We start from the raw sequence: 18,253 nt of genomic DNA, 5'->3' as shown, positions 1-18,253 counted from the left end.
TACCCGTTTCTGTGATCCAAAACAACTTTTTTATCGCAACAATGCGACTTTTTACACTAATTGATTTTACATAAAGGAAACAAATGGCAGAACCCTGAAGCCCATTGCGGTTGACATGCATCAAGAAAGGGGCGATTTCGCCCCTGAAAATGTGACCTAGCGTGCGATTTTTCGCCGCCGGGATGCGTAAAGCGAAAAGAAAATAGAGCAGGTTGCGCAGAAGGCAATAGAGATCAGCATCGGCCAGGCGGTGGTAAACGTCGCCATCGACAGCAGCGCGCCGATAATCGCCCCGATACCGAAACGGAAAGTCCCCGCCAGCGACGAAGCAGTGGCCGCCATATGCGGAAACTCATCGAGGATCACCGCCATGGCGTTAGACGACACCATGGATACGCAGCCGACAAAGGCCGCTACGCCGATCACCAGTGACCAGAAGCCGACATCCAGCAGCGCGCAGACCACCATCCACACCGCCATGGCAAACTGGATCCACAGCCCGGCGCGGAACATACGCAACGCCCCTACCCGCCGCACAAACCGGCTGTTGAACATGGTCATCAGAAACAGAAAAACGATGTTCAGCGCAAAATAGTAGCCAAAGTGCTGAGGCGCGACGTGGTTTATATTGATGTAGACAAAGGGACCGGCGCTAAGGAAAGAGAACATGCCCGCGAAGCTAAAGCCGCTCGCCAGCATATAGCTCAGTACCCGCTTGTGGCGGAACAGCGTGGCAAAGTTACCCAGCGTGGTGCGCAGATGGAACGGCTGACGCCTTTCAGCCGGCAGCGTTTCGCGGATAAACAGGCCGATCATCAGCGAGGCCAGCAGGGCCACCAGGGCGAGGATCCAAAAGATGGCATGCCAGCTGAACCAGACCAACACCGCCCCGCCGACCATCGGCGCCACCAGCGGCGCAATGGTCGTGACCAGCATGACAAACGACATCATGCGCGAAAACTCATCTTTCGGATAGATGTCGCGCATCAGGGCGTTAATCACCACGCTGGCCGCCGCGGCTGCCAGACCGTGGAAGAAACGCATGACAATCAGCATATCGACGGTTTGCGACAGGGCGCAGGCTACCGCCGCCGCCGCGAAGACCAGCGTCCCGCCGAGGATCACCGGCTTGCGGCCAAGGCTGTCCGCCATCGGGCCGTACAGCAGCTGACCCAGCGCAAAGCCGAGGATATAGGTGCTGAGCGTCATCTGCGCGCTGCCGTCCGGGACGTTATACTGGGCGGCGATCACCGGCAGGGCCGGAAGATACATATCAATAGACAGCGGCATCAGCATGGCCAGCAGGCCAAGGATAAACACAATCCCCAGTGAAGAATTTTGCTTCAGCGTCACGTTTTACTCCGTGGCTGCGGGGCGCCCACGCTGGCGATTTCCGCTTCCGTCAGCGGACGATATTCACCCGGCGCCAGCGATTCATCCAGCAGGATGTCGCCGATGCGTTCCCGATGCAGGCCAACCACGTGGTTGCCCACGGCGGCGAACATGCGTTTCACCTGATGGTAGCGGCCTTCGCTGATGGTGAGGCGCACTTCGGTCGGAGTGATAACTTCCAGCAACGCCGGTTTGGTGAGATCTTTTTCGTTATGCAGCTGGACGCCTTTGGCGAACAGCTCCGCGGTCCCTTCCGCCAGCGGGCTTTCCAGCGCCACCAGATAGGTTTTTTCACAGTGGTGGCGCGGCGAGGTAATGCGATGCGACCACTGGCCGTCATCGGTCATCAGCACCAGCCCGGTGGTGTCGATATCCAGCCGTCCGGCGGCGTGCAGCTTATGCGCCACCGGCTCGTCGAGGAAATAAAGGATAGTCGGATGATCGGGATCGTCGGTGGAACAGACGTACCCTTGCGGCTTGTTGAGCATAAAGTAACGCGGGCCATTCTGCTGGGTCAGCGTATTTCCGTCATACTCCACCTCGTGCTCCGGCTGGAGCTTAAAAGAGGCATCTTTCACAATGTCGCCGTCCACGGTAACGCGGCTGCCGCGAATTTCACGCCCGGCAATAGCCCGGCTGACGCCCAGCTGCTGAGCGATAAACTTATCAAGTCGCATGAGATTTTTTTAGCCTGTCATAGTGCTGGAGCGGGCAAATCGCCCGAAAAAGAAGAATTTCACCGGCTAGTATAACGGGCTCTTAACACCACTCAAGGGAAAAGATTCATGGCATACTATTCGCCAGTTAATTAGCCCCGTGAATTCATGACTTTTACATTACGTCCTTACCAACAAGAAGCCGTCGATGCCACCCTCGCCTGGTTCCGTCGCCATACCGAGCCGGCGGCGATTGTCCTGCCCACCGGCGCGGGCAAAAGTCTGGTGATCGCCGAGCTTGCCAGGCTGGCGCGCGGCCGCGTGCTGGTGCTGGCCCATGTCAAAGAGCTGGTGGCGCAGAACCATGCCAAATACTGCGCCCTTGGCCTCGAGGCGGATATCTTCGCCGCCGGTCTGCAGCGAAAAGAGAGCCACGGCAAAGTGGTGTTCGCCAGCGTGCAGTCGGTGGCGCGCAATCTCGACCAGTTTCGCAGCGAATTTTCGCTACTCATCGTCGATGAATGCCACCGCATCAGCGATGATGACGACAGCCAGTATCAGCAGATCATCGGTCACCTGCGGCAGGTCAATCCGCAGATCCGGCTGCTCGGCCTGACGGCCACGCCGTTCCGCCTTGGCAAGGGCTGGATCTATCAGTTCCATTATCATGGGATGGTGCGCGGCGATGAAAAGGCCCTGTTCCGCGACTGCATCTATGAGCTACCGCTGCGCTATATGATTAAACACGGCTATCTGACGCCGCCGGAGCGCCTCGATATGCCGGTGGTGCAGTACGATTTCAGTCGCCTGCAGGCGCAAAGCAACGGCCTGTTCAGCGAAGCCGATCTTAACCATGAGCTGAAAAAACAACAGCGTATCACGCCGCATATTGTCAGCCAGATCGTGGAGTTCGCCGAAAACCGCAAAGGGGTGATGATCTTTGCCGCCACCGTGGAACACGCCCGGGAAGTGACCGGCCTGCTGCCGGTAGGCCAGGCGGCGCTGATCACCGGCGAAACGCCTGGGCCGGAGCGGGATCGCATCATCGAGGCCTTTAAAGCGCAGGCGTATCGCTATCTGGTGAACGTCGCGGTGCTGACCACCGGCTTCGACGCCCCGCACGTCGACCTGATCGCCATCCTCCGCCCCACCGAGTCGGTGAGTCTTTACCAACAGATCGTTGGCCGCGGTCTGCGCCTGGCGCCGGGGAAAACCGACTGTCTGATCCTCGACTACGCCGGCAATCCGCATGACCTGTATGCCCCGGAAGTGGGGACGCCGAAGGGCAAAAGCGACAACGTGCCGGTGCAGGTCTTCTGCCCGGCCTGCGGCTTCGCCAATACCTTCTGGGGCAAAACCACCGCCGACGGCACCTTGATTGAACACTTTGGCCGCCGCTGCCAGGGGTGGTTCGAAGATGACGACGGCCACCGCGAACAGTGCGACTTCCGCTTTCGCTTTAAAAACTGCCCGCAGTGTAATGCGGAAAACGACATCGCCGCCCGCCGCTGCCGGGAGTGCGACACTATACTGGTTGACCCGGACGATATGCTGAAGGCGGCGCTGAAACTGAAGGACGCGCTGGTGCTGCGCTGCAGCGGCATGGCCCTGCAGCACGGCGGCGACGAGAAGGGCCCGTGGCTGAAAATCACCTACTACGATGAAGACGGGGCGGATGTCAGTGAGCGCTTCCGTCTGCAGACCCCCGCCCAGCGCACCGCCTTCGAACAACTGTTTATTCGCCCGCATACCCGCACCCCCGGGGTGCCGCTGCGCTGGATAACGCCGGCGGATATCGTGACCCAGCAGGCGCTGCTGCGCCATCCGGACTTTGTCGTCGCCCGCATGAAGGGGCAGTACTGGCAGGTGCGGGAAAAAGTGTTCGATTATCAGGGGCGTTTTCGTCGCGCCAACGAGCTGCGTTAATTACCGGAAAGCTGAGGTTTTGATTGCCCGGGTGTCGTTTGGCGGCTATAATGCCGCCCGCTTTTGCATTCGCAAAGCAGATAATCCGCCTGTTGCTGGGTCGCCTGTAGCAGGCTTTATATATAGAGAGACATCAATGTTTACTATCAACGCAGAAGTACGTAAAGAGCAGGGTAAGGGTGCGAGCCGCCGCCTGCGCGCAGCTAACAAGTTCCCGGCAATCATCTACGGTGGCGCAGCTGCTCCGGTTGCTATCGAACTGGACCACGACAAAGTATGGAACATGCAGGACAAAGCTGAGTTTTACAGCGAAGTTCTGACCGTCGTTGTTGATGGCAAAGAAGAAAAAGTCAAAGTTCAGGCTGTTCAGCGCCACGCGTTCAAGCCGAAACTGACTCACATCGACTTCGTTCGCGCGTAATCGCCGATAGCAAGTTGTATGGCAAGCGCCCCGGGGTCTCAGGCTCCGGGGCGTTTTGTTATCTGCGCTGCCAAAGCTCCGGCGCCTCGTGCACGATGTCGCTAAGCATCCGATGCTTATTCATTCCGGGCAGCCAGAGCATCACCATAGTGACGTTCAGCCCCTGACTGCCGACCTCCGTCGCGATTTCACTGACTCCCTGCCACTCGCCTGGCCGCAAATGGTCCGGTAAAAACCCCCAGCCCCTCCCCTGCTCCAGCGCATGGCGCAACAGGGTAATTTCATTCATATACAGCGTATGGCCGGAAATCTGCAGCCGGCGGGCGATTTGATCGTCACTGCGCCGGTGCATCACTAACTGCGGCGTCAACGAAAGATTCAATAGCGTCAGCGGCCGCGGAGCGTCGTGGAACAGGCTGTCCGCCGCGTAGAAACGCAGATCCACGGTGCCGAGCGCCCGCCACTCCATTTCGCTCCCCAGCGTGCGGTTGTTAGCCTGACATATCGCCATCTCCGCCACGCCATCGCTCAGCGCCTGCTCGGCTTCGCGACGCGAGGCGCTCCAGCAGCTCAGGCGGATCTGCCGTCGGGCCAGGTTATCGGCCAGCGCACAGAGAAATTCACGCGGCACGAAGGGATCGTACACCAGACGCAGCGCCTGCCCGGCGGTTTGCGGCAGCGTTTGCGCAAAAGACTCGAAAGCCTGCGCCTGACGCAACAGCAGATGCGCCTGGCGAAACAGCTGCTCACCCTCGGCAGTTAGCGTCAGGCTACGTCCTTCACGGCTGAACAGCCGGTAGCCCAGAGCATCTTCCAGATAGTCCAGCAGATCGCGCAGCGTGGTCCGGTCTTTAGCTAAACGAATGGCCGCCTGCGACAGGCTGCCGGTCTCAGCAATCGTCGCGAAGGCTTCAATCTGTGCGAATGAGTACTGTAGGGTTTTCATCCTTTTCTCCCTTAAGGGGGAAAATCCCCCATGTGCTGATTTTAGCCGGCGCGCGCCGATTTATATACTGCGCAGCGAATCTATGGCAAACGAGGAAATGACAATGATAAGAAAACCACTGGCCCTGGCGTTAATATTGGCGGCGCTGCCGGCGGCGGCAATGGCGCAACACTGCGGCAGCCTGACGCTGGATGTCTGCCCAACGCCTTACGATCAAACGCTACCCGCGGCCAAAGACATGCTCAGCTGGGATCAGACTTCACGCGTGATTGGCTTTCGCAATGACTATCGCAACTATGCCGGCGATGTCTTCCGCCACGGCGCCTCGACGCCGCTGGAGCGCGCTGAAAAACAACTGACCGATGCCCGCTATACGCTCAACGGCCACACCTGGAATTTGCAGGATTACCTGAAGCGCGAGAACGTCAGCGGTATGCTGGTGCTGAAAGATGGTAAAGTCGCCTGGAAATATCTCGCCGAAGGTAATACCGACACCACCCTGTGGACCTCGCGCTCGGTAGGCAAATCGGTGGTCTCGACGCTGGTCGGTATCGCCATTCAACAGGGTAAAATCCACTCCCTTGATGACCTGATTACCGTTTATGAACCCGAACTGAAAGGCACCGCCTGGGACGGCGTAACGCTGAAGCAGTTGATTCAACACACCAGCGGGGTGGAATGGAATGAAGACTACACCGACCCGCAGTCGCATTTCGCCCGCCTGACCCAGTGTGAAGCGCAGCCCGGCGCCTATGCCTGCGTGCGTAAGATCGTCACCGGCCTGGCGCGTCAACACCCGGCGGGCGAGCAGTGGTCCTACTCTTCCGGCGGCGCCTGGCTGCTTGGGGATATCCTGGAGCGCGCCACCGGCATGTCGCTGGCCGCCTGGCTTGAACAGGCTCTATGGCAGCCGGCCGGGATGGCCCACGACGGCGTGTGGCATGCTTATCAGCAAGGGAAGCACGACGTCGGCGCCCACGGCTTTAACGCCACCCTTGAAGACTGGGGCCGCTTTGGTGAATTCGTCGCCCGTGACGGTCGGTTAAGCAATGGCAAACAGCTGGTGCCGACTGGCTGGTTCGATCAAGCCGCCAGCTGGACCAAGGCGCTAAACTCGGTCTCGGCAGCGCATCCGGAGGGTATTTACGGCTATCAGTGGTGGAATAACGCGATTCCGGCGAATGCGCAAAACGTCCAGCCGACGCCGCAGGAAGGGCTTAAAGGGTCGCTGTGGGCGCTGGGGATCTACGGCCAGGTGATCATGGTGAACCGCGCGGAACACCTGGTGATCGTCCAGTGGTCGACCTGGCCGCAGGCGGAACCTTCCTTCAACGCTCAGCCGTTGGAAGCGGCGCTGATGTACAGCGCCATTGCCCGCGAGCTGCGTTAACTCCCCGCTCCTTGCCGCTCAGCCGGCGAGGAGCGTGTCGGCATTCAGCGCCAGGTGTTGCAGCAGGATAATGGTTTTAGCATCCATGATCTCGCCATCGCGAATGGCCTGCAGCGCCCGCGTCAGCGGCCACTCCAGTACTTCAATGTCCTCACCTTCCGCCGCCAGTCCGCCGCCGTCGCCCCGACGGTCATCGGCCTGATATTCGGCGATAAAAAAGTAGAGTTTTTCGGTGACGGAGCCGGGGCTCATAAAGACGGTGAAGACGGGTTCGACACGGGTCACGCGAAAGCCGGTCTCCTCTTCCGCTTCGGCAACGATCCGCGCCTCCGGCGAGGCGTTATCCAACAGCCCGGCGGCCGCCTCAATGAGATATCCGTCGTGGCCATGAGTAAATACCGGAAAACGGAACTGACGGGTCAGGACCACCGTCCGCTTTTCCCGGTTGTAGAGTAAAATGACTGCGCCGTTGCCCCGGTCATAAGCCTCGCGGCTCTGCTCCTGCCAGCGACCGTCCCGACGCAGCAGTTCGAAAGTATATTTTTTCAACGTGTACCAGTTATCCGAGAGCAGCGTCTCGCGAACGTGGCGGACGTGCGGTGCATGTGTTTGCATGTTATTTCCCCTTTGAGGTGACAGCAGGCACCATAACATGCATAATCGTGCACAAACAAGATCATTCGATGAAGGAAAACCGATGCTCGCCAGTCAGAGAAAACAGCAGATCCTCCAGATCCTCACCGAGGAAAAACAGGTGATGTCCGGGGAGCTAAGCCAGCGGTTTAACGTCTCCGAGGACTCCATTCGCCGCGATCTGCGCGAGCTGGCGGCGGAGGGAAAACTGCAGCGGGTCCATGGCGGGGCATTGCCGGTATCCGCCGCCATTGCGCCAATTGAAACGCGCAAAAGCGTGCAGATCGCCTCCAAGCAGGCGGTCGCCCGCGCCGCCGCCGCCCTGATCCAGCCGGGACAGGTGGTGATTGTCGATGGCGGCACCACCACCGCGGCGATGATCGGCTTTTTACCCGCCGACCTCAGCTGCACGGTGGTCACCCACAGCCCGGGCATCGCCGTGGCGCTGGTGGACCACTCGCGAATCGAGGTGATCCTGCTCGGCGGCAGAGTATTTAAACATTCGGTTGTCGCCGTCGGCGCCGAGACGCTGGCGGGAATGGCGCGGATCAACGCCGATCTGTTCTTTATGGGGGTGACCGGCGTCCACCCGCGGGCGGGTTTCACCACCGGTGATTACGAAGAGGCAGGCATCAAGCGCGCGCTGACGGCCAGGGCGGCAGAAACCGTGGTAATGGCCTCCCGGGAAAAGCTCAACGCCGCGTCGGCCTTTGCCATCGGCGAGCTGAGCCTCGCCAGTACGCTGATTGTCGATGGAGAACCCGACGCCGCGCTACGCCAACAGTTGGTGCAGAGCGGCGTGGAGATCGTCCCCGTTCAGCGGTAGCGCCGCCGGGGCGCAGGGCTTAATTGCCGCCTGACGTCCGGCGCTGCAGCTGGTCGCGCAGGTTCGGCGGGGTACCCTTAATGGTCAGGGTATCAGTGGCGGGATCCCAGAATACGCGTTCGCCCAGCAGCATGGCGTCGAAGTTAATGGTCAATCCGCCGCCGCTGCCGGCAAACTTGGTCAGCTGACGTAAGGTGCTGCGATCCGCCGGGAAGCTCTCTTCCAGCTCATAGCCCTGCTCAGCGGTGAATTCCTGGAAGCTCTTTTCGCTGACGCCGGCGAGCTCTTTGGACAGCGACTCCAGCTCAATCTCTTCCCCCGCCTGCAGCTGTTCGTTGCAGTAGGCGTAGACCTGCTGGCGCACGTTCTGTCGCTCGGATTTATCAAGCTGGGCATCGGCGGCGAAGTCATCCACCGCCTGCAGCAGGCCGCGGTTCTGCGCTTTGGCGTTAAGCCCTTCGCTGGCGCCGAGGAAATCCATAAAGAAATCGGCCACTTTGCGCCCTACCCGCCCTTTCAGGAAGGTCAGATAGCGGGTCGACTCCGGGTTGGTTTCCCACTCGGTGAGATCGATGCGCGCAACGATATCGGCATGGTTAATATCCAGATAATGGGTCGAGCGGATATCCAGCTCTTCGTTGACGCGCATACTGCTCAGGTTATTGAGTACCGCCACCAGCAGATACTCGACCGCAAGGTAACGATACTGGCAGAAGAGGACAATGCCTCCTTCGGCGAACGGGTATTTCGCCAGCTCATCGCGCAGGCGACCGGTCGCCGCGCGGCTAAACGCCAGAAACTCTTCTTCCCCCTGACGCTGCAGGCGCAGCGCCTGGGCCAGTTCGCTCTCTTCATTGAACAAGCCATAGGCTTTGCTTTTGGCGCTATAGACCCGGTGCAGTTCAGCCATCATCTCGACGACCGTCGCGTTCGGCTCCAGCAGTGACTCGCGCAGCACCAGCTCCAGATTTTGTTCATCACGTTTGATTAACTGATGCAGGGCAATCTGGTCGATATCCAGACTCATGTTAAACTCTCCTTTTAGACCGGGCGGTATTCAACCACCGCCGGGTGGCCGACGCAACTGGCGCCACACATTTCGACGTCGTTACCGTCGATTGATGCGCTTTTGCGCCGCGGCGAAAAAATGCGGAAAAAAAGCTGCTGCTACGGTAATATGTTGCCCTTTCACGAACAAACAGATTTTGAGTTTATGCCGCAAATTTCCCGCTATAGCGATCAACAGGTCGAACAGTTGCTCAGCGAGCTGACGAACGTCCTGGAATCACACAAAGCCCCGGTGGACCTTTCACTGATGGTGTTAGGCAATATGGTGACCAACCTGATCAACAGTAGCGTCGCGCCGGCGCAGCGTCAGGCCATCGCCCGTTCTTTCGCGCAGGCTTTGCAATCTTCGATTAACGACGATCCAGCGCATTAAGGATAACAGCAACAGTATATGGTGACTCTACGTCAGCCCTACCGAGAAAAAGTCTCCCAGATGGTTAGCTGGGGGCACTGGTTCGCCCTGTTCAACATGTTGTTGGCCATGGTGCTCGGCAGCCGCTACCTTTTTGTCGCCGACTGGCCGACGACGCTTGCCGGACGACTGTTTTCGTACGTCAGTCTCGTCGGGCATTTCAGCTTTCTGGTGTTTACCAGCTATGTGCTGATCCTCTTTCCGTTGACCTTTATCGTGGTCTCGCAGCGCCTGATGCGCTTCCTGTCGGTGATCCTTGCCACCGCCGGGATGACGCTGCTGCTGATAGACAGCGAGGTTTTTACCCGCTTCCATCTGCACTTAAACCCGGTCGTCTGGGAGCTGGTCATCAACCCTGACCAGAATGAGATGGCGCGCGACTGGCAGCTGATGTTTATCAGCGTCCCGGTCATCTTTTTGATTGAAATGCTCTTCGCCACCTGGAGCTGGCAAAAGCTGCGCAGCCTGACGCGCCGCCGACATTACGCCCGCCCGGTCGCCTGGTTCTTCTTTTTGTCGTTCGTCAGCAGCCACCTGGTCTATATCTGGGCGGACGCCAATTTCTATCGCCCGATCACTATGCAGCGGGCGAATCTGCCGCTCTCCTATCCGATGACCGCCCGTCGTTTCCTTGAGAAACATGGCCTGCTCGACGCCCAGGATTATCAGCGTCGTCTGGTGGAGCAAGGGGCGCCGGAGGCGGTATCGGTCCAGTATCCGCTTAGCAACCTGCGCTACCGTGACCTCGGCGCGGGCTACAACGTGCTGCTGATCACCGTCGACAACCTGAACTACTCGCGGTTTGAAAAGACCATGCCGGCGCTGGCGGCATTTGCCAAAGAAAACGTTAACTTTACCCAGCATATGAGCTCGGGCAATACCGCCGACAGCGGCCTGTTTGGCTTGTTCTACGGTATTTCGCCTGGCTATATGGACGGTGTCCTCTCGGCGCGTATTCCCGCCGCGCTGATTACCGCCCTCAACCAGCAGGGCTACCAGCTGGGCCTCTTCTCCTCCGATGGGTTTAGCAGCCCGCTGTATCGCCAGGCGCTGCTCTCCGATTTCTCGCTGCCGAGCGCGAAGACCCAGAGCGACGAGCAGACGGCCAATCAGTGGATCGGCTGGCTGGACCGTTACGCGCAGGATGAGAATCGCTGGTTCTCGTGGATCTCGCTCAATGGCACCACCCTCGACGACACGCAGCAGCAGGGCTTTGTCCGCCGCTACAGCAAGGCGGCTGGCGACGTTGATGCCCAGATCGATCGGGTGCTGACTGCGCTGCGCGAAGCCGGCAAACTCGATAATACGGTGGTAATTATTACCGGCGGCCACGGCAAGCCGCTGAATGCGAAACACGACGCGTTCGACTGGTCGCGCGAGCAGCTGCAGGTGCCGCTGGTTATTCACTGGCCGGGCACGCCGGCGCAGGAGATTGCCACCCTGACCGATAACAAAGATGTGATGACTACGCTGATGCAGCGCCTGCTTCACGTTTCGACGCCGGCCAATGAGTACTCGCAGGGAGAAGATCTGTTCAGCGCCGCGCGGCGTCGTAACTGGGTCACCGCGGCCAACGGCGATACGCTGGCCATCACCACCCCGACCATCACCGTGGTCCTCAACCATAACGGCACCTATACCACCTGGAGCCGCGACGGCGAGAAAATTAAAGATCAGAAACCGCAGCTCAGTCTGTTGCTGCAGGTCCTGACTGACGAAAAACGCTTTATCGCTAACTGATTGATTAATTATGAATCAATCGCGCGTGACCCGCTTGCATTCGCCTGGGGAACGGGTAATATTGTTCCCCACGCGTCGGCACGTAGCGCAGCCTGGTAGCGCACCGTCATGGGGTGTCGGGGGTCGGAGGTTCAAATCCTCTCGTGCCGACCAAAAACTCCACAGAAACCAGCCTTTTAAGGCTGGTTTTTTTATGCCTGTTTCCCCTGTTGCCGCCCGCTCGCTTAATTTGTGCCCTTTCTTCAATGTATCGTGAAGATGTACGACTATCCTGATGGTAAATTACGTCGTAGCATCTATTATTCGACCGTATGACTCATAAGCAGGAGCGGATAACATGAGAGTTAATGGACTTACCAAAGGATTTTTCATCCTTATCGTCTTCATTGTAACCCTGGCCTTTTTTGATGTTCTCTCACCCTATTATTCCGCCATCCTTTGGGCTGCGATCCTCGCGGTGATTTTTAATCCGGTCAAAAACAAGATCCGTACCCGCCTCGGCGAGCGCAATGGCCTCGCGGCGCTGATGACCATCGTCATTATCTGTCTTATCGTTTTTACGCCGCTGGCTATCATTCTCTCCTCGCTGGCCTACGAGCTCAACCTGGTGTACAGCAAACTGCAGCATAACGACACCCAGTTTCCGACGGTGGTCGCCAGCCTGTTCGCCCATCTTCCCGGCTGGGCCAGAAGCTTCCTCGCCGATCATAACCTTGATAGCGCGCAGCAGATCCAGCAGCAGCTCTCTGATGCCGCTCTGAAAGGCGGTCAGTATCTGGCCGGCAGCGCGTTTCTGATTGGCAAAGGGACTTTTGGCTTCACCGTCAGCTTCGGCATCATGCTGTATCTGCTGTTTTTCCTGCTGAAGGATGGACCTTATCTGGTGCTGTTGATCCTCGAGTCTCTACCGTTATCAAGCTATGTGAAGCAGCATTTGTTCGCTAAATTCGCCGCTGTGGCCCGCGCCACGGTAAAAGGTACCGTCGCCGTGGCGCTGGCGCAGGGGGCGCTGGGTGGCTTTGCCTTCTGGATCGCCGGTCTGGACGGCAGCATTCTCTGGGGAGCGCTGATGGCGTTTCTGTCGCTTATCCCGGCGGTGGGCTCGGCCATTATCTGGGTGCCAGCGGCCATCTACCTCTTCGCCACCGGCCAGCTGTGGCAGGGCGCCTTTATCGTCGGCTTCTTTGTGATTGTGATTGGCCTGGTGGATAACATTCTGCGTCCACTGCTGGTGGGCAAGGATACCAGGATGCCGGACTATCTGATCCTTATCGCCACTCTGGGCGGCATGGAGATCTACGGTATCAACGGCTTCGTGATCGGGCCGCTGATCGCCGCCCTGTTTATCGCCTGCTGGAACCTGCTGTCGGGACGAGAACATGCCGGCAATACCGATGAAATCGATGAAGAGTTTATTGAGGAAGCGAAAAATAGCCGTAATGAATAGCTTTCCCGGCAGGGGGCTGGCGGCCCGCCAGCGCCTCTGTTGCGCTCTGCGCGGCCGATGTCTTACCAGTAGATAACACTATTCATTTTGCAAAAATTGGTAAATAAATCTTAACATTCAGCTGAGTGATGATAGGCTATCTCTGTCAGGAACGAAAATAAAGGATGATCAACCGTGAAAAAAATCACTACGCTAGCCGTTTCTCTGCTGACCGCCGCCTGCATGTCCGCTGGCGCATTGGCCGCAGACCAGCCGCTGGAAAAAGTCGCGCCGTTCCCGAAAGCGGAAAAAGGCATGAAGCGTCAGGTTATTCAGCTGCCGCAGCAGCAGGATGAGTCGGCGCTCAAGGTTGAGCTGATGATCGGCCAGACGCTGGAAGTCGACTGCAACCATCATCGTCTCGGCGGGGAACTGGAAAGTAAAACCCTGGAAGGCTGGGGCTATGATTACTATGTCTTTGAGAAGCTGAGCGGCCCGGTATCCACCATGATGGCCTGCCCGGACGGCAAAAAAGAGAAGAAATTTGTCACTGCCGGCCTCGGGGATGACGCCATGCTGCGCTACAACAGCAAACTGCCGATCGTGGTATACACGCCGAGCAATGTCGATGTGAAATATCGCATCTGGCGCGCCGACGAGACTATCGGCAACGCTGTCGTCCGCTAAGGCGAACAGCGCAAACGGCAATAAAAAACGGCAGCCCGCAGGCTGCCGTTTTTGTCAGAGCGTTTATCAGAGCGCGATATCCGCCATCGGCTTGCCGCCGCTCAGCGGCTTCAGCTCCGCCTGCGGTACCTCATCCACCGCCCCGGCTGGCTCATATTTCAGCTCCAGCACTTCACTGGTCCACGCCAGCGCTTTCTCGATCTCCGCCGGGTTGCCGTCAAGACGAATACCGTAGGTTGGGATGATCGCCTTCAGCTTGGCCTGCCATTCCGGCGAATTGACTTTATCTTTAAACACTTTTTCCATTAGCTGCAGCATGATAGGCGCCGCGGTGGAGGCCCCTGGCGACGCGCCGAGAAGCGCCGCGACGGTGCCTTCATCATCGCTGACCACTTCGGTGCCCAGGCGCAGTACCCCGCCCTTCTTCGCGTCGCGCTTAATGATCTGCACGCGCTGACCGGCCTGCCACAACCGCCAGTCCTCTTTCCGCGCTTCCGGATAATATTCGCACAGCGCGGCCAGACGATCTTTATCTTTCTGCATCACCTGGCTAATCAGATATTTTACCAGATCGAAGTTGTCCAGGCCGACGTTGAGCATTGGCAAAATATTTGAGGTATTCGTCGAGGCCAGCAGATCCCACAGCGAACCGTTCTTCAGGAAACGGGTCGAGAAGGTGGCGAATGGTCCGAACAGCACCACGCGTTTACCGTCGATAATACGGGTATCGATGTGCGGCACCGACATCGGCGGCGCGCCCACTTCGGCCTGACCGTAGACCTTCGCCAGATGGTGGTTCACCACCTCCGGATTTTCGCAGACCAGGAACTGGCCGCCGACCGGGAAGCCCGCATACTCTTTGGCCTGCGGAATGCCGGTCTCCTGCAGCAGGGTCAGCGCTGCGCCGCCGGCGCCGATAAAGATAAATTTAGCTTTAATGACCCGCTTCTGACGACGATTGTCGGCATCCGCCAGGGTGACCGTCCAGCTCTTGTCGGCATTGCGCTTGAAGCGACGCACCACGGTGCCCAGCTGTAGGGAGAAATTATCATGCTTTTGCAGACCGGCGATCAGCTGGCGGGTAATTTCACCATAGTTGACGTCGGTTCCCACTTCTGAGCGAGTGGCGGCGACCTTTTGCAACGGGTCGCGGCCTTCCATCACCAGCGGCGCCCAGGCTTTGATCTGCTGATGGTCTTCAGAATAGCGAATACCGCGAAACAGTTCACTTTGCTGCAGCGCCGCGTAGCGCGCACGGAGGAAGTTGACGTTATCTTCGCCCCACACAAAGCTCATGTGCGGCACGCTGTTAATGAAAGATTTTGGTTTGTTCAGGACGCCGCGCGTCACCTGATGCGCCCAGAACTGACGCGAGATATGGAAGGCTTCGTTGATGTCGACCGCTTTGTCGATATTGATGCCGTTGGCGGTCTGCGGCGTGTAGTTCAGCTCCATCAGCGCCGCGTGGCCGGTACCCGCATTATTCCACCCGTTTGAGCTCTCTTCCGCCACGCTGGACATCTGCTCAACCATGGTAATAGACCAGTCTGGCTCAAGCTCCTGCAGCCAGGTTCCCAGTGTGGCGCTCATAATGCCGCCGCCAATCAACAATACATCCGTCTCTTGCTCATGGCGGGTGTTGGTCCGAGTGCTGTTGGGACCAACCGCCTGTGAGCGTGGTACGGCCATCTTTTTATTCATCGGATTTGAGCCTTACTTTACTCGCTGTTTTTATTTAGCGCAGGTGATACGATTCTCACCCCTCACGTTACCACCGAAGCTCAAAAATTTAAATATTGTTTAAATTTTAAGTTCTGTTTTGAGATCCGTTATAAAAATGTTTAATAAATGTATACACCAAATCACTTTTTGTACTGGTGCGCTGACAGATTCCGCGCTATCATCCCTGGTTTTGTGACAGACCGCACGGAAGCAGGGCCTGACACCGCTCCCTCTTTTTTTATAAGCTGCGAACTTTTTTTATGCCCCCAGTTTCTGACCCCGCCGCTTCCGGCAACCTGCGTCCCATCCTCCGCTCCCCGTCTTTACTGACGCGCGAAGTGCTGGCCGGCGTGCTCACCGCCCTGGCGCTCATCCCTGAAGTGATTTCGTTTTCAGTCATTGCCGGCGTTGACCCGCAGGTAAGCCTGATTGCTTCGGTGGTGCTCTGCCTGGCGATGTCAGTCTTCGGCGGACGCCCGGCGATGGTCACCGCCGCCGCGGGCTCGGTGGCGCTGGTGATTGGCCCGATGGTGCATCAGCACGGCGTGGGGTACATTTTACCGGCTGTCATTCTGGCGGGTATTATTCAAATTTTGTTTGGTCTGTGCGGCATGGCGCGCCTGATGCGCTTTATTCCCCCGGCGGTGATGACCGGGTTCGTCAACGCCCTTGGGATCCTGATTTTCTTTGCTCAGGTGCCGCATTTCTGGAGTCGACAACCGCTAATCGTTGGCCTGTTCGTCCTGACGCTGCTTATCGTCCTGTGGGCGCCGCGCGTTATTAAGGCTATCCCGGCGCCGCTGATCGCCATCGTCGCGCTCACCCTCTATACCGCGACCACCGGCCAGCAGCTGCCGACCGTCGGCGATGAAGGGTCAATGAGCGGCGGCCTGCCGGGGTTCACCGCCCTGACCGTTCCCCTGAACCTGACCACCCTGCAGATAATCTGGCCGTGCGCCCTCAGCATCGCCTTTGTCGGCCTGATGGAGTCCTTGCTGACGGCTAAGCTGGTGGATGATCTCACTCATACCTCGTCGAACAAATCGCGGGAAAGCGCCGGGCTGGGTATCGCCAATATCCTTGCCGGCTGCTATGGCGGCATCGCCGGCTGCGCGATGATCGGCCAGACTATCGTGAACGTGGAAATGGGCCGGGCCCGCAGCCGCCTCTCAACGGTAATCGCCGGCCTGGTGCTGCTCCTGCTGGTGACAGCGCTCAGCCAGGTGATGGCGAAGATCCCGATGGCGGTTCTGGCCGGGGTGATGGTGATCGTGGCGGTGAAGACCTTTAGCTGGCACAGCATTCGCCCGGGCGAGCTGGCGCGTAATCCGTGGCCGGAAACGCTGGTGATGCTGGTGACCGTCGCCGCGACGGTGGGAACCAGCAATCTGGCGATCGGTGTACTGGCGGGGATTGTCGCGATGGCGATCATCCCCCGCCGCCTGCGGGCAAAAGCGCAGGCTACATTAGAAACAGCGTCGCCAGACCCAGAAAAATAAAGAAGCCGCCGGTGTCGGTGATGGCGGTGATCATTACGCTGGAGCCGACCGCCGGGTCGCGCCCCAGCTTCACCATGACCATCGGGATTATCACGCCCATCATCGCCGCCATCAGCAGGTTGAGCATCATGGCCAGCGTCATCACCCCGCCGAGCTGCGGATCGTCATACAGCCACCAGGTGATGGCCCCCATAATCCCGCCCCACACCAGACCGTTAATCAGGGCGACCCCCATTTCACGCAGGATCAGGAAGGTAAAGCTGCCGGGCTGGATCTGCTGCAGCGCCATCGCCCGGACGATCATGGTGATCGTCTGGTTGCCGGTGTTGCCGCCGATCCCGGCGACGATCGGCATCAGCGAGGCCAGCGCCACCAGCTGTGAAATGGTGTGTTCGAAGCCGTCGATGACCCGGGAAGCAATAAACGCCGTACACAGATTGACCGCCAGCCATGCCCAGCGGGTTTTCACCGCTTTGCTGACCGGGGCGAAGACATCCTCTTCATCGCTCAGGCCGCCCATCCGCCGCAGATCGTTATCGGTTTCTTCATAAACCACATCGACGATCTCATCGATGGTCAGGCGCCCGATCAGCTTGCCGTCGGCATCAATGACGGCGGCGCTGAGCAAGTCATCACGTTCGAAGGTGCGCGCCACCTTCTCCGCCTCTTCGTGCGGCTGAAAGGTGACCGGATCGCCCTCCATCACCTCCCCCACCCGCTTCTGCGCATCATTGAGCAGAATGGTCTGCAGCTCCAGCTCGCCGAGCAGCAGCTTGTTACGGGTGGTAACGAACAGCTTATCGGTGTTTTCCGGCATTTTACCGAGACGCCGCAGATAGCGCTGCACCGCCGCCAGGGTGGCCTCCGGTCGCACCGTAATGACCTCAAACTCCATGATCGACCCGACGCTGTTGTCGGCGTAGCGCATAATCTGGCGAATACGGGCGCGCTTCTCGGCCGGCAGGGTCGCCAGCAGCCGTCCGGTCAGGTTGCGCGGCAGATGCTGCAGCAGGTAAACCTGTTCATCGATATCCAGCGGCTGCATGGCCTGCAGCAGCTCGGGGTCGCTCATCTTGTCGATCAGGTCGCCCCAGACGTTCTCTGAGGCCTCCAGCAGCACTTCGCCGCGTTTATCGTCGGGCACCAGGCACCATAGCGCGGTGCGGGCGTCATAGGGAAGCGCTTCCAGCGCATCGGCGAGATCCGGCGGCGGCAGATGCGAGACCAGCATTTCCACTTCGGCCAGGTCATCGGCCAGCGTCCCTTCATCATAGCGCTCAGCCAGCGTCAGTTTGCCCAGCAGCGCGGAAGTCACCGCTTTATCGGTGCTCAAGAGCCAAATCAGACGGGCGCGCTCTTCGTCACGCAAGCGGGCGCTTTTTTTATGCAAAACGGACATCGATCGGGCAATCCTTTTGAGAATGGTGAGCCGGCCTGCGGGCCGGAAGCCTTAAGCATAGCGCGAGGAGGGGGAAATAATAACCGTCAGCGATGTAGACGCTGAAAATT

The 18,253-nt window shown here is 58.6% G+C and carries 16 protein-coding genes and 1 tRNA gene; 10 read left to right on the top strand and 7 right to left on the bottom strand.

Annotated features, from left to right (window positions below; genetic code table 11):
• Nucleotides 1-156: 156 nt before the first annotated feature.
• Nucleotides 157-1,353 (bottom strand): Bcr/CflA family multidrug efflux MFS transporter, encoded by a 1,197-nt coding sequence (locus HMPREF1024_RS24760; RefSeq protein WP_009307405.1) that lies wholly within the window; start codon nt 1,351-1,353, stop codon nt 157-159.
• Entirely contained in the window at nt 1,350-2,069 is a 720-nt protein-coding gene (rsuA, locus tag HMPREF1024_RS24765) for a 16S rRNA pseudouridine(516) synthase RsuA (protein WP_002912977.1), read from the bottom strand. Before rsuA ends, HMPREF1024_RS24760 begins: the two co-directional genes overlap by 4 nt.
• A 147-nt stretch (nt 2,070-2,216) precedes the next feature.
• Here rsuA and HMPREF1024_RS24770 point away from each other — a divergent pair, with 147 nt between their 5' ends.
• Together HMPREF1024_RS24770 and rplY are read left to right on the top strand one after the other, a co-directional pair.
• Nucleotides 2,217-3,974 carry a DEAD/DEAH box helicase gene (locus HMPREF1024_RS24770; RefSeq protein WP_009307404.1) on the top strand — a complete coding sequence of 586 codons (1,758 nt, stop codon included), beginning with the start codon at nt 2,217-2,219 and terminating at the stop codon, nt 3,972-3,974.
• A 136-nt stretch (nt 3,975-4,110) separates the two neighbouring features.
• Nucleotides 4,111-4,395 (top strand): 50S ribosomal protein L25, encoded by a 285-nt coding sequence (rplY, locus tag HMPREF1024_RS24775; protein WP_004189006.1) that lies wholly within the window; start codon nt 4,111-4,113, stop codon nt 4,393-4,395.
• Between the two features lie 58 nt (nt 4,396-4,453).
• Here the strand turns inward: rplY and HMPREF1024_RS24780 are convergent, their stop codons facing one another.
• Nucleotides 4,454-5,341 (bottom strand): LysR family transcriptional regulator, encoded by an 888-nt coding sequence (locus HMPREF1024_RS24780; RefSeq protein WP_002912983.1) that lies wholly within the window; start codon nt 5,339-5,341, stop codon nt 4,454-4,456.
• 103 nt (nt 5,342-5,444) lie between these two features.
• On the opposite strand from HMPREF1024_RS24780, the gene HMPREF1024_RS24785 reads away from it, so the two are divergent.
• Nucleotides 5,445-6,731, top strand: coding sequence for a serine hydrolase (locus HMPREF1024_RS24785; RefSeq protein ID WP_004175054.1), 1,287 nt, complete (start codon nt 5,445-5,447; stop codon nt 6,729-6,731).
• Nucleotides 6,732-6,749: 18 nt separating this feature from the next.
• On the opposite strand, the gene HMPREF1024_RS24790 is transcribed toward HMPREF1024_RS24785, so the two are convergent.
• A complete protein-coding gene (locus HMPREF1024_RS24790; RefSeq protein ID WP_004144265.1) occupies nt 6,750-7,346 on the bottom strand; it encodes an NUDIX domain-containing protein in 597 nt (198 codons plus the stop codon).
• 82 nt (nt 7,347-7,428) lie between these two features.
• On the opposite strand from HMPREF1024_RS24790, the gene HMPREF1024_RS24795 reads away from it, so the two are divergent.
• Nucleotides 7,429-8,190 (top strand): DeoR/GlpR family DNA-binding transcription regulator, encoded by a 762-nt coding sequence (locus tag HMPREF1024_RS24795; RefSeq protein ID WP_009307400.1) that lies wholly within the window; start codon nt 7,429-7,431, stop codon nt 8,188-8,190.
• 19 nt (nt 8,191-8,209) lie between these two features.
• Here HMPREF1024_RS24795 and yejK read toward each other — a convergent pair whose 3' ends face one another.
• Complete coding sequence (gene yejK / locus HMPREF1024_RS24800) at nt 8,210-9,217, bottom strand: nucleoid-associated protein YejK (protein ID WP_004144267.1); 1,008 nt, start codon at nt 9,215-9,217, stop codon at nt 8,210-8,212.
• 186 nt (nt 9,218-9,403) lie between these two features.
• On the opposite strand from yejK, the gene HMPREF1024_RS24805 reads away from it, so the two are divergent.
• From HMPREF1024_RS24805 to eco, 5 genes are all read left to right on the top strand, one after another.
• Nucleotides 9,404-9,631, top strand: a complete 228-nt coding sequence (locus HMPREF1024_RS24805; protein WP_004195346.1) for a YejL family protein — start codon at nt 9,404-9,406, stop codon at nt 9,629-9,631.
• A gap of 18 nt (nt 9,632-9,649) precedes the next feature.
• Nucleotides 9,650-11,410 (top strand): LPS biosynthesis-modulating metalloenzyme YejM, encoded by a 1,761-nt coding sequence (yejM, locus tag HMPREF1024_RS24810; RefSeq protein WP_002912990.1) that lies wholly within the window; start codon nt 9,650-9,652, stop codon nt 11,408-11,410.
• 76 nt (nt 11,411-11,486) lie between these two features.
• Nucleotides 11,487-11,563, top strand: a tRNA-Pro gene (locus tag HMPREF1024_RS24815).
• Nucleotides 11,564-11,747: 184 nt separating this feature from the next.
• On the top strand, nt 11,748-12,857 hold the full coding sequence (locus tag HMPREF1024_RS24820) for an AI-2E family transporter (RefSeq protein WP_002912992.1): 1,110 nt from the start codon (nt 11,748-11,750) through the stop codon (nt 12,855-12,857).
• 174 nt (nt 12,858-13,031) lie between these two features.
• Entirely contained in the window at nt 13,032-13,523 is a 492-nt protein-coding gene (gene eco / locus HMPREF1024_RS24825) for a serine protease inhibitor ecotin (protein ID WP_004175048.1), read from the top strand.
• A 66-nt stretch (nt 13,524-13,589) separates the two neighbouring features.
• Here eco and mqo read toward each other — a convergent pair whose 3' ends face one another.
• Nucleotides 13,590-15,224, bottom strand: coding sequence for a malate dehydrogenase (quinone) (gene mqo / locus HMPREF1024_RS24830; protein ID WP_002912994.1), 1,635 nt, complete (start codon nt 15,222-15,224; stop codon nt 13,590-13,592).
• Nucleotides 15,225-15,583: 359 nt separating this feature from the next.
• Here mqo and HMPREF1024_RS24835 point away from each other — a divergent pair, with 359 nt between their 5' ends.
• Nucleotides 15,584-16,744, top strand: a complete 1,161-nt coding sequence (locus tag HMPREF1024_RS24835) for a SulP family inorganic anion transporter (RefSeq protein ID WP_072159425.1) — start codon at nt 15,584-15,586, stop codon at nt 16,742-16,744.
• Here the strand turns inward: HMPREF1024_RS24835 and mgtE are convergent.
• Nucleotides 16,707-18,143 carry a magnesium transporter gene (mgtE, locus tag HMPREF1024_RS24840; RefSeq protein WP_002912996.1) on the bottom strand — a complete coding sequence of 479 codons (1,437 nt, stop codon included), beginning with the start codon at nt 18,141-18,143 and terminating at the stop codon, nt 16,707-16,709. The two genes, HMPREF1024_RS24835 and mgtE, sit on opposite strands and share 38 nt — an antisense overlap.
• Between the last annotated feature and the right edge of the window lie 110 nt (nt 18,144-18,253).

Source organism: Klebsiella sp. 4_1_44FAA (assembly GCF_000238715.1).
GTDB lineage: Bacteria > Pseudomonadota > Gammaproteobacteria > Enterobacterales > Enterobacteriaceae > Klebsiella > Klebsiella pneumoniae.
This window is presented reverse-complemented; position numbering and strand designations above follow the sequence as displayed.